11 protein-coding genes are annotated in these 14,567 nt (G+C 60.4%); 7 read left to right on the forward strand and 4 right to left on the reverse strand.

The genetic code is table 11. The annotated features are described in order from the left end of the window. Positions 1-10 precede the first annotated feature (10 nt). The 3 genes from IB213_RS10130 to IB213_RS18240 form a co-directional block, all read right to left on the reverse strand. Entirely contained in the window at positions 11-2,392 is a 2,382-nt protein-coding gene (locus IB213_RS10130) for an adenosylcobalamin-dependent ribonucleoside-diphosphate reductase (RefSeq protein ID WP_191723974.1), read from the reverse strand. A gap of 369 nt (positions 2,393-2,761) precedes the next feature. Beyond that, positions 2,762-4,108: an amino-acid N-acetyltransferase gene (gene argA / locus IB213_RS10135; RefSeq protein ID WP_191723975.1), complete on the reverse strand. Its 1,347-nt coding sequence runs from the start codon at positions 4,106-4,108 to the stop codon at positions 2,762-2,764. 215 nt (positions 4,109-4,323) lie between these two features. Next, positions 4,324-4,449, reverse strand: coding sequence for a hypothetical protein (locus tag IB213_RS18240; RefSeq protein ID WP_255501864.1), 126 nt, complete (start codon positions 4,447-4,449; stop codon positions 4,324-4,326). 520 nt (positions 4,450-4,969) lie between these two features. Between IB213_RS18240 and IB213_RS10140 the strand changes: the two genes are divergently transcribed. From IB213_RS10140 to IB213_RS10150, 3 genes are all read left to right on the forward strand, one after another. Beyond that, positions 4,970-5,851 (forward strand): putative selenate ABC transporter substrate-binding protein, encoded by an 882-nt coding sequence (locus tag IB213_RS10140; protein WP_192406263.1) that lies wholly within the window; start codon positions 4,970-4,972, stop codon positions 5,849-5,851. A 154-nt stretch (positions 5,852-6,005) separates the two neighbouring features. Then, complete coding sequence (locus IB213_RS10145; protein ID WP_192406266.1) at positions 6,006-6,824, forward strand: phosphonate ABC transporter ATP-binding protein; 819 nt, start codon at positions 6,006-6,008, stop codon at positions 6,822-6,824. Next, a complete protein-coding gene (locus IB213_RS10150; RefSeq protein WP_192406267.1) occupies positions 6,824-8,404 on the forward strand; it encodes an ABC transporter permease in 1,581 nt (526 codons plus the stop codon). Before IB213_RS10145 ends, IB213_RS10150 begins: the two co-directional genes overlap by 1 nt. Here the strand turns inward: IB213_RS10150 and IB213_RS10155 are convergent. Then, positions 8,401-9,342, reverse strand: coding sequence for an alpha/beta fold hydrolase (locus IB213_RS10155; RefSeq protein WP_192406268.1), 942 nt, complete (start codon positions 9,340-9,342; stop codon positions 8,401-8,403). The genes IB213_RS10150 and IB213_RS10155 overlap by 4 nt on opposite strands. A gap of 341 nt (positions 9,343-9,683) precedes the next feature. Here IB213_RS10155 and IB213_RS10160 point away from each other — a divergent pair, with 341 nt between their 5' ends. From IB213_RS10160 to IB213_RS10175, 4 genes are read left to right on the forward strand one after another with little or no spacing between them, the layout of a single operon-like run. Next, a complete protein-coding gene (locus IB213_RS10160) occupies positions 9,684-11,123 on the forward strand; it encodes a TolC family protein (RefSeq protein ID WP_192406269.1) in 1,440 nt (479 codons plus the stop codon). 2 nt (positions 11,124-11,125) lie between these two features. After that, a complete protein-coding gene (locus IB213_RS10165; protein WP_192406272.1) occupies positions 11,126-12,154 on the forward strand; it encodes an HlyD family secretion protein in 1,029 nt (342 codons plus the stop codon). Beyond that, on the forward strand, positions 12,154-13,329 hold the full coding sequence (locus IB213_RS10170) for an ABC transporter permease (RefSeq protein WP_370551209.1): 1,176 nt from the start codon (positions 12,154-12,156) through the stop codon (positions 13,327-13,329). Before IB213_RS10165 ends, IB213_RS10170 begins: the two co-directional genes overlap by 1 nt. Before the next feature lie 29 nt (positions 13,330-13,358). After that, the gene (locus tag IB213_RS10175; RefSeq protein ID WP_191724072.1) at positions 13,359-14,477 is read left to right on the forward strand and encodes an ABC transporter permease; all 1,119 of its coding nucleotides are present in this window, start codon (positions 13,359-13,361) and stop codon (positions 14,475-14,477) included. Positions 14,478-14,567 lie beyond the last annotated feature (90 nt).

Raw genomic sequence — 14,567 nt, forward strand, 5'->3', positions numbered from 1 at the left:
GCAGCAGACATCAGCCGCAAGCGCCAATGTAGCCGCAGGCGGTACAAAACGAGCAACCGTCTTTCTTGATCACCGCATGGGCACCACAGTCAGGGCATTTTTTGCCGCTGATGGTCTGATTGCCTTCCGCAGGGGCCGGTGCGGCAGCCGGGGCCGCTGCCGTGCTGGGAGTGGGCAGTGCTTCACCACGGTTGGCAATGATGGCTTGGATAGCGTAAGCCAGCAGGGCCACTTCGCTGTCATGCCACAAAGGCATGCGGCTGCCATCGTCCTTTTCCATCCAGCCATAGCGGATGGGGCCGCGGTCCCAGGCGACCTTGCGCAGATCATCCAGAGCCTTGTCCAAAAAGCCTCCGCGAGCTGCCAGAGACAGGCTGCGCATGGTGGCGGTGATCCATTGCTGGCTTTCGCCTGTTTGGCCCACTGGCATAAAGAACTCGATAGGGCGCTCGACGCCGTCGATGTTCATGAAGCTCACAACCAGGTACAGGCGGCGTGCACCGTCATGTGTGAAGTACTCGATTTTGTCGACCACCGCATTGAGCGGACCTTCGGGGCGACGCTCCACTACGGCTGCGATGTTGCTGCTGTTAGCGGCTGCTGGTTTGGCTGCCTCTGCCGCTTTGGGTGCATCGACTGAAAGCACTGCACCCAGTGTGTCATTGGGGCGGTAGGTGGCGCAGCCTTTGAGGCCCGCCTTCCAGCTTTCCATGTACAGGTTCTTGAAATCTTCAAACGGGTAATCCGCTGGAATATTCACTGTCTTGGAGATGGCCGTGTCGATATACGGCTGCACAGTCTGCATCATGGCGACGTGCTCAGCAGCGCTCATCTCCAGCGCACTTACAAAGTAATCAGGCAACGCAGCGTCTTCGCCGAACATGGCTTTGAACAGGCGGTAGGCGTGGTCTTCCACCGTGTAGTAGGCGTTGCCGCCATCTGCAGTGCGCTTTTTTCGGTTGTAGGTCCAGGAGAAAGGCGGCTCGATGCCATTGGACGCGTTGTCGGCAAAAGCCAGTGACACCGTACCTGTGGGGGCAATCGACAGCAGGTGGCTGTTGCGAATGCCATGCTTTTTGATCTCGGCGCGAATGCTTTCAGGCAGGCGTTTGGTAAATCCGCTTTGCAGGTATTTGTCTGCGTCAAACAGTGGGAACGCGCCTTTTTCCTTGGCCAGCTCGACTGAAGCCAGGTACGCTGCGTCACGCATTTCTCGTGCAATGGCTTCGCCCTGGGCCACGCCTTCAGCACCACTGTATTTCAGGCCGAGCATGATCAGTGCATCGCCCAGGCCTGTGAAGCCCACGCCAATACGGCGCTTTTGTTGCGATTCTTTGTGTTGCTCTGGCAAGGGCCAGACGGTGGCATCCAGCACGTTGTCCAGCATGCGCACCTGAATAGTGACAGCCGCACGGAAGGCCTCGACATCAAAGCGTGCGTTGGCGGTGAAGGCATCGCGCACGAACTTCGTCAGAATGATGGGACCCAGATCGCAGCAACCGTAGGGAGGCAGTGGCTGCTCGCCGCAAGGATTGGTGGCTGCAATGGTTTCTGCGTAATACAGGTTGTTATCGTCGTTGATGTTGTCGATAAACAAAATGCCGGGTTCTGCGAAGTCATACGCTGACTTCATGATGGCATTCCACAGCTCACGAGCGGTAGTTGTGCGGTAGACCCACTGGCCATTGTCGCGCTGGTATGCACCGCCTTCGATCTGAATATCAGAAGGCGTTGCAACGTGCACCAGCTCCCATGGGCCATCGTTTTCTACGGCCTGCATGAAGTCGCTGGTCACGCCCACCGACACATTGAAGTTGTTCCAGCGGCCCTTTTGGCGTTTGGCCGTGATGAAGTCCAGCACATCAGGGTGATCGATGCGCATGACGCCCATCTGGGCGCCGCGACGGGCGCCGGCCGACTCCACCGTGGTGCACGATGCATCAAATACGTCGATAAAAGAGCATGGTCCTGAGGCGTACGAATTGGTGCCCTTCACACGTGCACCTTTGGGGCGCAGGTTGGAGAAGTCATAGCCCACACCGCCGCCTCGGCGCATCGTTTCAGCCGCTTGAGACAGTGCCGTGTAGATGCCGGGATTGCCGTTTTCGTCAAACCCGTTGGTGGCATCGGCCACTGGCTGCACGAAGCAGTTGATCAGCGTGGCCTTGGTGTCCAGACCCGCTGCCGCCATGATGCGGCCGGCGCCGATAGCGCCCGCCTGCATGTTCTTGAAAAATTTTTCTGCCCACTCGCGACGCAGCTCAGGCTTTTCCTGGTCTGCCAGAGCTTGGGAGACGCGTCGGAAGAGATCTTCTGCGGTTTGCTCGCCTGCGGCCAAGTATTTTTCGGCCAATACGTCTTGGCTGATGGCTTGAGTGTTCAAAGAAGTCATTACGTCTTTATGGGAAAAGTGTGAGGACAGTCCTGGTGCAAGCAAAAGTCATGCACAAGGTGCGAAAAGAAGCGAGGCTGTTTGCGGACATCGGTGAACAAGCAATCGCAGGGCTGTGATGCTTTGGCTCGATACGCTCTGTGCACTCTCATGGGGCCCCAAACGGCATCCCTGACTTCGGTGCACTTGCGCCACAGTGTGTGGTGCTGCCTGTTACTTGTGCAGATGCTGGCTTTCAGCCAAGGACGTATCTTAGTCGGCTTCGGATTATGAAATTCATAGCGGTATTTCATCTGTGAGTATGAAGATTCCGCTATTTGTTGCTAACTTCTGTCTAAATATATTTGGGGGCGAACTGGTAAGGGAGTGTTACAGCTGCTTGACCAGTACTTGGCTCTTGCGATCCCAGTTGTATTTGGCTTTGCGGGCCTCGGGCAGCCATTCAGGGCTCACGGGTTGAAAACCCCGCTTGATAAACCAGTGCATGGTGCGGGTTGTCAGTACAAACAACGAGTCCAGACCTTGATTGCGGGCACGCTGTTCGATGCGTTTGAGCAGCTTTTCACCATCGCCTGTGCCTTGGGCTTTGGGAGAGACTGTGACGGCAGCCATCTCTCCGGTATTGGCCTCAGGATACAGGTGCAAAGCGGCGCAGCCAAAGATCACGCCATCGTGCTCGATGACGGTGTAGCTGGAGATGTCCCGCTCGATTTCTGTGCGGTCGCGTTTGACCAGCGTGCCATCGTTTTCAAAAGGCTCAATCAGCTGAATGATGCCGCCCACGTCATCAATCGTGGCCTCGCGCAACTCTTCGAGTTTTTCGTCAATCACCATGGTGCCAATGCCATCGTGTACGTAAATTTCCAGCAGCAGCGAACCATCGACTGCAAACGGCAGAATGTGGCTGCGTTCAACGCCGTGTTCGCAAGCGCGTACACAGTGCTGCAGATAAAAGCCCGTGTCGGTTGGAACCTGAGGAGGTGGCAACTGGGCCAGCAATTTGCGTGCTTGGGCCAGTGGCAGCTCGGTATCGATGGGGTTGTCTTCGCCCTCCGGCTCCAGTGGCTGTGTGCGCACGCCGTGCACTTCGGTCAGGAACAGCAGCTTGTCGGCCTTCAGTTCGCTGGCTACGCGCGTGGCCACTTCTTCCATGCTCAGGTTGAAAGCCTCGCCTGTTGGCGAGAAACCAAAGGGGGACAGCAGCACCATGGCCTCTGAATTGAGGGCGCGGCGAATGCCTTCCACGTCAACCTTGCGCACCAGGCCTGAGTGCATGAAATCCACGCCATTGACAATGCCGACAGGGCGCGCTGTCAAAAAATTGCCAGACATGACCCGCACGCGCGCACCCGCCATGGGGGTGTTGGGAAGGCCTTGACTGAAGGCAGCCTCAATTTCGTATCGCAGCTGGCCCGCTGCCTCCTGGGCGCAGTCCAGTGCCACGCTGTCAGTGATGCGAACGCCGTTGTAGTACTGCGGCTCCTGGCCTTTGACGCGCAATTGCTCGTTGACCTGAGGGCGAAAGCCATGCACCAGAACGATCTGAACGCCCATGGCCTGAATCAGCGCCAAATCTTGCACGATGCCTTGCAGCTTGCCCGCTTCAATAGCCTCGCCCGTGATGCCAACCACAAAGGTCTGGTGTCGAAATTTGTGGATGTAAGGGGCCACAGACCGAAACCAGGGAACAAAGGTGAAATTGAAAACAGAGGACATGGACAAAGGTGCAGGCTGCAAAGGGAAAAAAGGCTTGCCATTCGCAGTGGAATGCAAGCCGTTGTCAAGTGTAGCGGCTGCCAGTGGTCGCTGGGGTGCTTTTTCCACAAGCGCCAGCTCGTGAAATGCGAGGCTGGCGGGAGCTTGCCGGCTAGCTCCCAGGCCGTACAGACCAGCAGGGCCCAGCTGTGTGCAGGCAGCCTCTGCGCGTTTCTTTATTTGCGGATGACCCACAAAGTCATGCTGGTGGCGAAGCCGGCAATGCCGACCAGCATCAGCAAAGGACTGCCGTAATACAGCACCGCGCTGAGGATCTCATGGAGTGTGGTGTTGTCGAACATCGCAACCTCCTTTCTGGCGCATGGGCAAAGCCCATGTACAAAGAGTCACACAAACAGCTCGCTGCTGTGCGTAGGCATATCGCTATGTTTGCACTAGGGTCTACCCCAGTCTGCAGCCATTGGCGAATGTCAGCGCATGCAACGCACAGGCTTTGCTGTGCATAAGGCGCGGTGTGCATGGCATCACGCCATGGCGGGCAGGTGGTACCAGATGGATTTAAAAGAGAGCGTTTTGCGCTTTATTGAATCGAGATTGCGGGTGACTCTTGCTGAATTTTATTGTGATTGCTACGTCGAGTGCTTTGAAAAAAATAGCGCTCTAGATAAGTTTTCTGCAGCTGGTGGCTGTGTTCAATGGCATGGTTAATGTCTTGACGGCACTCAATTTTTGGCGCGCAGTGCGAGAATTGTCCGCAGCGGTCTGTCGTACCGCCCTTTACCGATGGCGCTCAGCTTGCTGTGGCGCTGATTAAACCGCCGTGCTTTTCCGTCCGGTGGTGGCTTTTAAAACGGAACATTCATGACTACATCTTTTGCCCGCCGCTTGGCCATCAAGCAGGCGCTACTGGCTGTTGCCGCGACCTCGGCAATGACCGCTTTCTCGGCTTCCGCTGCTGAGCAGGTACTGCGCGTTTCGGCCATTCCTGACGAAGCCCCGACAGAGCTGCAGCGTAAATTCAAGCCCTTGGGCGAGTACCTGTCCAAAGAGACGGGCATGAAGGTGGTCTTCACTCCCGTGAGCGACTACGCCGCTGTGGTGGAGTCGCTGGCCACGGGCAAGCTGGATATGGCCTGGCTGGGCGGCTTTACCTATGTGCAAGCCAAAATTCGCACCAAAGGCACAGCCAATCCCATCGTGCAGCGTGCAGAAGATGCCGTGTTCACCTCGCGCTTCATTACTGCCAACCCTGATATCAAGACACTGGAAGACTTGAAGGGCAAGACCTTTGCCTTTGGCGCGCCTTCTTCCACTTCTGGTTCATTGATGCCTCGCTACTTCATTCAAAATGCTGGCATCAACCCTGAAAAAGACTTCAAGAACGTGGCCTACTCGGGCGCGCACGATGCCACCGTGGCCTTTGTAGCCGCTGGCAAGGCCGATGCAGGCGTGCTCAACACTTCGGTGTGGGACAAGCTGGTTGAAACCAAGAAGGTGGATCCCGCCAAGGTGCGCGTGTTTGCCACCACGCCCGAGTACTTTGACTACAACTGGACCGTGCGTGGTGACCTGGACCCCGCCATTACCAAAAAGCTCACCGAAGCCTTTTTGAAGCTGGATGCCTCCAAGCCTGAAGACAAGGCCATCATGGACTTGCAACGCGCCTCCAAGTTCGTAGCCACCGAGCCTAAAAACTACGTGGGCATCGAAGAAGCCGCCAAGACTGCTGGCCTGCTGAAGTAATCATCCGGCACCGCCTGCCGTGCGGTCGCCACCCACAAGCCAGCCCTCGTGCTGGCTTGCTGTATTGGTGTGGTGGTGTTTTCAATTTGCAAGCCGCATGGTCCTTGAGGGCTGATGGCTTCAGCGCTGACAGCTATGGTCGGCGGAGTGTTCTATGAGTTTTTTACTGCAGGAAGTGGGGCTGACCCACAGCAATGGACACATGGCGCTGGCCGCCATTACGCTGCGCGCCCAGCAGGGTGAAAACATTGCTTTGATTGGCCCGTCAGGCGCAGGCAAAACCACGCTGCTCAACACCATCGGCACGGCGCTGCTGCCCACGCAAGGCGTCATGACGGTGCTGGGGCAGCAGCCCAAGGCATCTTCTGCACGGGCGCTGCGCCAGCTGCGTGCACGCATAGGCACGGTGCATCAGGCTGCGCCCATTCCTGCGCGCCAGCGCGTGGTCACGGCCATCTTGGCAGGCAAGCTGGGCCAGTGGCCGGTGTGGAAGTCGCTGGCTTGTCTGATCTATCCCCAGGATATGGCAGGTGCACGCCAGGTGCTGGAGCGTGTGCATTTGGGCGAGAAACTGTTTGTGCGGTGCGATCAGTTGTCCGGCGGGCAACTGCAGCGCATTGGTATTGCCCGTGTGCTCTATCAGGAAGCGCAACTGATTTTGGCTGACGAGCCCGTCTCGGCGCTGGACCCCACGTTGGCGCTGGACACCGTGCAGCTGCTGGTCAAGGAAGCCAAATCCCGCAACGCCACCTTGGTTGCCAGCTTGCACGCCGTGGATTTGGCACGCAGCTGCTTTGACCGATTGGTCGGAATCCGTGATGGCCGTATTGCGTTTGACCTGCCCGCACACGCAGTCACCGACGCCCAGCTGCAATCCCTGTACGCGGCAGAGACCGCGCCCGCTCAAACCGTTCGCCCCCAGCCCAGTTTCCTCGTGGATGGGCAGGTCATGCCAGCCCATGGGTGCCGCTGATGTCTGAGCGCAGACCTTTGGCGCTGGCCGCACACGGCGCACAGCGTGACCCCGCTGCACCGCGCCGCCTATGGGGTGTAGTCATTGCTGCGATCGTGCTGTGGCCCCTGCTGCAAGGTGCAGGCGTGCAGCCCGGCGCTTTGTTTGATGCACAAAACGTGCAGGTCATTGGTGGCTTCTTGCTGGGATTTTTGCCACCAGAGACCAGCGCCGACTTTGCTGGCTACCTGTGGCAAGCCACGCTGGAGACTTTGGCTATTGCCACCGTCGGCATGTTGCTGGCGTTTATTTTGGCCGTGCCGCTGTCGTACTGGGCAACCAGCGCAGTGCGTGAAAAAGCCACGCAAAACCCTGTGGCACGCCTGGTACTCACCATCTTGCGCGGCATTCCAGAGCTGGTGTGGGCACTGGTATTTGTGCGCGTGTTTGGCCTGGGCCCGGCTGCCGGTGTGCTGGCGCTGGGGCTGACGTATGGCGGCATGCTGGGCAAGGTTTACGCAGAAATTTTAGAGAGCGAAGACGCAGCCCCCGCGCGCGCTTTGCTGCGCACGGGCAGCCCCCGGGCCGTGGCCTTGCTGTATGGCTTGCTGCCACTGGCCTCCAAAGAACTGGTCTCTTACACCGTGTACCGGTGGGAATGTGCCATTCGCGCTTCGGTGGTGATGGGCTTTGTGGGAGCGGGTGGCCTGGGCCAGCTCATGGACCAGGCCATGAAGATGCTCAATGGCGGCGAGGCATGCTCCATCTTGCTGGTGTTCATGGCTTTGGTACTGCTGGCCGATGCACTGTCTAACGGACTGCGCCGTGCGCTGGAGGCGCAGCCTGCCCCGCGGCCCAGTGCATGGGGCTGGCGTAGTGTGCTGGTGTGCCTGGCTTTGGCCGCGGGCCTTGTGGCCAGCTGGCAGCTGCTGGACATGGATTTGCTGGCCTTGTTCACGGGCAGCGCCGCATCGGCCATGGGTGACTTTGTCACCGGGTTCTTTCCGCCCGATACCAGCAGCGCATGGCTGTGGGCCGTGCTGGTGGGGGTCTGGGAGACGCTGGCCATCTCGGTGGTAGGCACCTTGCTGGCTGCGGGAGCAGGCATGGTGCTGGCTCTGCCCAGATTTCGTGCCCCGTGGAATGTGGTGCTGAACGTGCTGCGATCGGTGCCGGAGCTGGTGTGGGCCACCATCACTGCGCTGGCCGTGGGGCTGGGGCCGTTTGCCGGTGCGCTGGCGCTGGCGCTGCACACCACCGGGGTGCTGGGCCGCCTGTATGCAGAGGCACTGGAGAACGCGCCCAAAGCGCCAGCCCAGGCGCTGCGCAGGGCTGGCAGCAACCGTGCCATGGCCTTTTTGTACGGCACCTTGCCGGGCGCTGCGCCGCAATTGCTGGCCTACACCTTGTACCGCTGGGAGATGAACATCCGCATGGCGGCCATTCTGGGTTTTGTGGGGGCGGGCGGTCTGGGGCAGCTGCTGTATGTCAAGCTGTCGCTGTTTCACTATGCGCAGGCCAGTACGGTCATCATGGCCATGCTGCTGCTGTCGATTGCAGTGGACCAGGCCAGTGCATGGCTGCGACGGGCGATGCGCTAGGCGTTGACCGGGGTTTGGCGCTCTGCATCTCTGACATGAGGAACGATGAGCTGCAGCAGCTGCGGGGTGATGGCGGCATCAATCTGATGGCGCATGCCGCAGACAGTGTGCAGCAGCGCCCCATGAATGGCCCGGGCGGTGGCTTCACCCCCGCTGGGGTGCACCATGCGATCGTGATCGCCGTGGATGACCAGAGTGGGTGCCTGAATGCTGTGCAGCAAGGTGGTTCGATCGCCTGAGGCAACAACGGCAGTTACTTGCCGCTCATAGCCAAGCAGGCCTTGCACAGGTGTGTCGCGCTGCCAGGCTTGTTCAATGTAGTTGCGCCAGACGGCTTCAATGTCCGGTACATCGGGATTGCCGATATGGCGCATCATGGCCACGAACCGCTCCTGTGCTTCAGGCAGGGTCCATGCAGGCTTGCTGAGCAGCATGCGCCACAGGGTGGAGCCCGCAGGCTGCCCCACCTGCTTGTTGCCGGTGGTGGAAAAGATAGAAATCAGTGACAGCACTTTGTGCGGGAACTGCGCCGCTAAATTCTGCGCAATCATTCCCCCCATCGACATGCCCAGCACATGGGCCTGGGCAACGCCCAACTGCTCCAGCAGCGCTGCGACATCATCAGCCATGTCCTTGATCTGATAGTGACCCGCAGGGGGGCGGCCCAGTAATAACCGCCAGCGTGCAGGCGGTTGCATGGACATGTGGGTAGAGCGCCCCATGTCCCTGTTGTCCATCACGATGACGTGCATGCCTTCAGCCACCAGCCCTTCAATCAACGCCATGGGCCAGGACACCAGCTGCAGCCCCAGGCCAGCAATCAGCACAATGATTGGCTGGCCCGGATGGCCAAACGTGCGATAGCACATGCGTATGCCATGAGGCAGATCTGCAAACAGGTCTAAAGCAGGGTCAGCCAGGGGAAGGTCGTGGTTCATGTCAAGCAGCTTGAAGGCAATGGTGCAGTGTGGCGCGAAGCTTGGAAGCCTTCAAGGGATAAAACCTGATGGACGCAATACCCGCTCACACTGCCTCGAGTGCCTGGCTGCAGCGCTGTGCTGGCATGCGGCCATGCTGCCGGGGCAGTGCAGTTGCGTTTCTGACTGACGCTGTAAGGGCGCTGCAGGTGCTAAGGTCGCCCAGGTTGCTGCCGTTAAGCTTGATGCACCGCTGCGTTGTGCTGCCGTACCCTTTGGGACTGCTTGTGGCGGCTCTTTGCAATGGTGTGTCGATTGAATTTTGCGCAATATAGATAAGCATTCATAGCTGTTAAAACCACATGCATTTTCAATTTTCTCGCACTGTATGGAACGGCTCTCGCGTGGCATTGGCCTTGGCCGTCAGCAGTCTGAGCCTGGGCGGGCTTGCCCAGGTGTCGCAGCAGACCATGAGCTTTTCGCAGGCGCGTGCCGCCTTGCATGCGCAGTCGGCCCAGCTGGCAGCCAGCCGCAAAGCGGTGGAGAGCGCACAGTTGCGCCGTGAGGGCATGCAAGGTCTGGGCGGCCCTTCTGTGGCCGCTACCGCAATGGCCTACCGTTATTCTGCAAGCGTCGATGTCGATCTGGACCCCGCCCGCAATGCGCTGGGCAATGCCCTGGGACAACTGCCACCCGGCGTGGTTGGGGGCATCGCCCAGATGCCGCAGTTGCCCAGCAACTACAACCTGCAGCGCAAAGACAACAATGCATCGGCCAGCCTGTCTGCCCTGTGGCCGGTGTACGTGGGGGGCTTGTCGGATGCCGTGCGTGAAGGGCTGGATGGCAAGGCCCAGGAAGCGCAGGCCGATGCAGCCACCACGCAAGACCAGTTGCACAGTTTGCTGGTGCAGCGCTACTTCACCGCACAACTGGCCGAGCGCGCAGCCACGCTGCGTCGCCGGGCACTGGCGGGTGTGCGCTCACACGATGATGCTGCACAGCGCATGCTGCAGGCGGGGGTGATTGCACAGGTGGAGCGTTTGCAGGCCAGTGTGGCTTTGGCCGATGCCCAGCAGCAATCGGAGAAAGCGGACAGCGACGCCCGGCTGGCACGCAGCGCCCTGGCGCGCACCGTGCACAGTGCTGCAGGGGTGCAGCCCAGCACACCGCTGTTTGTCAACCTGCAGGCTTTGCCCGCGCTGCAAGAGTTTCAGGATGCGGCGCTGCAAAACCACCCCGGTTTAACCAAAGTGGCGGCCAAGCACACGCAGGCGCAGGCCTTGCATGACGCCAGCGAGGCATTGCGCAAGCCCCAGGTGCTGGCGTTTGGCATGCGCGAAGTCAACACCCAGGGCAAGCCCAACTGGGTGGCTGGCATGGCCGTACGCTGGACGCTGTGGGACAGCGTGGACCGCGACAAGCTGGCCGCTGCTGGGCAGCGTGCGGTAGAGCAGGCTGAGCTGACCGACGCGCAGGTGCGCAGTGATATTGCCTTGCTGGTGGAAAAGAACTGGCTGGCGGTGGAGCAAGCGCGCACCAGCTACCAGTCGGGCCAGGCGCAGGAAGACCTGGCGCATGCCTTGCTGCGCCTGCGTGTGGCCGGCTTGAAGGAAGGCACCAGCACATCCCTGGATTTGATTGATGCGCAGCTGAATCTGGCGAAGGTGCAAACCGAGCGCGCATCGGCTGCGAACAACTATGTGCAAGCCCTTGCGGCTTTGCTGGAGAGCTCGGGGCAAACCGCTGCGTTTGAGCAGTACATGGCCCGAGCAGACATTGTCATCACCCCCGACGCACCCTAAGCATGAATACGACTTCTTCCTCTTCTTCGCGCAAGCCCCAAGGCCAGTCCCGGCTGCTGGTGGTGCTTGGTGTGGTGGTGCTGCTGTTGATTGTCTGGGGGTTCTGGAAAGCCGCCCAGCCTCCTGCACCGTATTTTCAAGGACAGATGGAAGCGCGCGAGACTGATATCGCCCCCAAGGTGACGGCGCGCATCCGCCAGGTGCTGGTGACCGAAGGCCAGCAGATACAGGCCGGTGATTTGCTGGTGGAGATGGACAGCCCGGAGGTGCAGGCCAAACTGGCGCAGGCCGAGGCCGCCAAGGATGCGGCACAGGCCGTGGCTGACAAAGCCAGCAACGGTGCACGGCCCGAAGAAGTGCAAATGGCCAGGCTGGGCTGGGAGCGTGCACAAGCGGCTGCCAATCTGGCCAAGACCTCTTACGACCGTGTCCAAAGCCTGTACGACCAGGGGCTGGTGTCTGCGCAAAAACGTGATGAGGCACAGACCAACTGGCGCGCTTCTGCTGCGCAGGCCCAAGCGGCCAGAGCGCAGTACGAAATGGCGGCCAAGGGCGCGCGTGCCGAAGACAAAAGCGCCGCTGCTGCGCAGGCCCGTCAGGTCGATGGCGTGATTGCCGAAGTCAAGGCCGCAGAGGCTGAAACGCAGCTGCGCAGCCCTGTGGGTGGCGAGGTGGCCAATGTGCTGGCCAGGGTGGGTGAGCTGTCACCGCAGGGCGTCTCGGTCGTGACCGTGGTGGACCTGACTGACCAGTGGGTGATCATCAATGTGCGTGAAGACTTCTTGCAGCGCTTTGCCGTTGGCAGCCGCTTTGCCGTTGGCAGCCGCTTTACCGGCAAGCTGCCTGCGTTGAATAACCAGAGCGCAGAGTTTGAGGTGTATTACCTGGGCGTGCTCCCGGATTTCGCCACCTGGCGCACCACCCGGGGCAGCCAGGGCTTTGATGCACGCACGTTCGAAGTGCGCGCACGGCCTGCGCAGCCCATTGTGGGTGCGCGCCCCGGCATGAGTGTGCTGGTGGAAGGCGCATAGTGCCACCGTTCATTGCCAGCTTGCAGCGTGAGTGGCAGCGCTTGCGCGCTTGCCGCTGGGATTGGGCCATGGTCAGCTGGGTGCCTTTGCTGTCCATGGCTTTGATGTGCTGGATTTTCTCTGCAGGCCAGCCGTATAAATTGCCGATTGCGGTGTGGAATGAAGACCACTCCAGCATGTCACGTCAGCTGGTGCGCATGCTGCAGGCCACGCCCGGTTTAGAGGTGGTGCACAGCGTATTGAACCCCGCTGAAGCGGCCGACGCCCTGCAGCGCATGCAGGTGTATGGCGTGGTGCACATCCCCCCCGGCATGGAGCGCGACGTCACGCGCGGTGGCGCAGCCACAGTGACCTTGATGCACAACGCCCAGCTGGCCACGGCATCGAGCCTGCTGCAGCGCGATTTGCAGCAGGTGGTGGGCACCTTGTCTGCCGGGGCAGAGATGCAGGCTCGCGCCAAGCGCGGAGACCCGCACCAGGCGCTGCAGGTGCGCATGGAGCCCATCACCACCAAACTGGTGGCACTGTTTAACGTCTCTACCAATTACGAGCAGTTTCTGGCGGCCACACTGGTGCCAGCCCTGGTGCATATCCTGGCCATGACAGCCGGGGTGTGGTGCGTGGGGCGTGAGCTGCGCGACCGCTCTTTGGGTGCATGGCTGCAGGCATCAAGCAGCGGGCTCGATACGCTGGCAGCCCTGCTGGGCAAGCTGGCAATTCCTGCGGCATTGCTGTGGGGCAGCGGCATGCTGTGCCTGCTGTATCTGGCACAGCTGCGTGGCTGGCATGTGGCGGGCAGCATGGGCTGGATTGCCGTGGGCTTGGCTGCTTTGGTGGGCGTGAGTCTGGCCGCAGGCGCGGTACTGGCGGCAGTCACGCTGTCTTTGCGCACGGCGCTGTCTGGCGCGGGGCTGTTGTCAGCGCCCGCGTTTGCGTTCAGTGGCGTAGGCTTTCCGCTGCTGTCCATGAGTGCCTCTGCCCGTGGCTGGGCGCTGGCAATGCCGTACACGCACTACGCCCGTTTGCAGATGGAGCAGTGGCAAATGGGTGCGCCCGTGGCGCAGACCGTGCCGGTGGTGGGTGGCTTGCTGCTGGTAACGCTGGTGCTGCTGGCGCTGGCCACCTGGGGTTTGCAGCGTGCACGTACGCTGCCTGAACGCTGGGGAGGGCGCTGAGTATGGACAGCCAGACAGCGCTCAGTTTCATGCGCTTGTGGTGGGCCAGCCTGCTGACGCTGCTGCGCGACAAGGGGGCCGTGCTGCTGCTGTTTGGCGCGCCCATGCTGTACGGGTTTTTTTATCCGTGGTTCTACCAGCAGCAGGTGGTGCAGCGTGTGCCCGTTGCGGTGGTGGTGCAAGACAACTCAGGGCTGGCGCGGCAGGTGCTGCGCTTTGCACAGGCCAGCCCGCGCATAGATCCCCAACTGGTCACGGGCGATGAAGCACAGGCGCGCGATGCCGTGCTGCGCGGCACGGTCATGGGCTACGCCTTGATTGGCCATGATTTCAAACGCGATGTGCTGCGCAGCGACAAGGTGGTGGTGCCCGTGTACGCCAATGGTGCCTACCCGCTGGTGAGCAAGCAGGTGCAATACGGATTTGCCGAGGCCGTGGGCACGGTGTCTGCGGGCGTTGAGATGAAGCGCCTGCAAGCCAGCGGGCAAAGCGCGCTGCAATCGGCTGCCAGCCGCTCGCCCGTCAATGTGCACAACGTGGCGCTGTTCAACCCCACAGAAGGCTATGGCAGCTTTGTGGTGGCTGCCGTAGCCATTTTGATCTTGCAGCAAACCTTGCTGATGGGGGGCGCTTTGCTGGTGGGTACATGGCGTGAGCAGGGCGTGGCCCATGCCAGCGTCAGGCAATGGCTGGCCCGGCTGCTGGCGCTGTGTGTGCCGGGCTGGCTGGCTGGGCTGTTTTACTTTGGCTGGATTTTTATCTGGCAAGACTACCCCCACGGCGGCAACCCATGGGGCGCTTTGCTGCTGCTGGCATGCTTTGTACCGGCGGTAGCGGGTTGCGCCAGTTTGCTCGGCTGGTGGCTGGCCAATCGCGAGCGTGCGTTGCAGGTGGTGCTGTTTACGTCCATTCCGCTGGCATTCATGGGGGGCTTTACCTGGCCTGTGGAGGCTTTGCCTGACGCCTTGCAGTGGCTGCGCTGGCTGTCGCCCAGCACGGCGGGCATTCAGGCATCACTGCGGCTCAACCAGATGGGGGCACCGCTGGCGGCTGCAGCCCAGCCCATGCTGTGGCTTGCGCTGATGGCACTGAGCAGCTGGGCCGCCATGCTGTGGATAGGTAGCCGTCACAAGCTTTCTGAAAAGTGAGCTGCCAGCGCTTATGTAGCAATGGTTTCAATATGAAAACACTTTGAAAGTGTTGCAGTGTAAGCGTTGATAGCTACTGATATTGATATC

It is taken from the genome of Comamonas sp. CMM02 (genome assembly GCF_014851485.1).
In the GTDB taxonomy this organism is placed as follows: domain Bacteria; phylum Pseudomonadota; class Gammaproteobacteria; order Burkholderiales; family Burkholderiaceae_C; genus Comamonas; species Comamonas avium.

Coding starts and splice junctions, on each gene's coding strand:
- IB213_RS10155 (WP_192406268.1), bottom strand. CDS start 9,342: ATGAACCACGACCTTCCCCTGGCTGACCCTGCTTTAGACCTGTTTGCA.
- IB213_RS10130 (WP_191723974.1), bottom strand. CDS start 2,392: ATGACTTCTTTGAACACTCAAGCCATCAGCCAAGACGTATTGGCCGAA.
- IB213_RS10175 (WP_191724072.1), top strand. CDS start 13,359: ATGCGCTTGTGGTGGGCCAGCCTGCTGACGCTGCTGCGCGACAAGGGG.
- IB213_RS10150 (WP_192406267.1), top strand. CDS start 6,824: ATGTCTGAGCGCAGACCTTTGGCGCTGGCCGCACACGGCGCACAGCGT.
- IB213_RS10140 (WP_192406263.1), top strand. CDS start 4,970: ATGACTACATCTTTTGCCCGCCGCTTGGCCATCAAGCAGGCGCTACTG.
- IB213_RS18240 (WP_255501864.1), bottom strand. CDS start 4,449: ATGTTCGACAACACCACACTCCATGAGATCCTCAGCGCGGTGCTGTAT.
- IB213_RS10160 (WP_192406269.1), top strand. CDS start 9,684: ATGCATTTTCAATTTTCTCGCACTGTATGGAACGGCTCTCGCGTGGCA.
- IB213_RS10145 (WP_192406266.1), top strand. CDS start 6,006: ATGAGTTTTTTACTGCAGGAAGTGGGGCTGACCCACAGCAATGGACAC.
- argA (WP_191723975.1), bottom strand. CDS start 4,108: ATGTCCTCTGTTTTCAATTTCACCTTTGTTCCCTGGTTTCGGTCTGTG.
- IB213_RS10165 (WP_192406272.1), top strand. CDS start 11,126: ATGAATACGACTTCTTCCTCTTCTTCGCGCAAGCCCCAAGGCCAGTCC.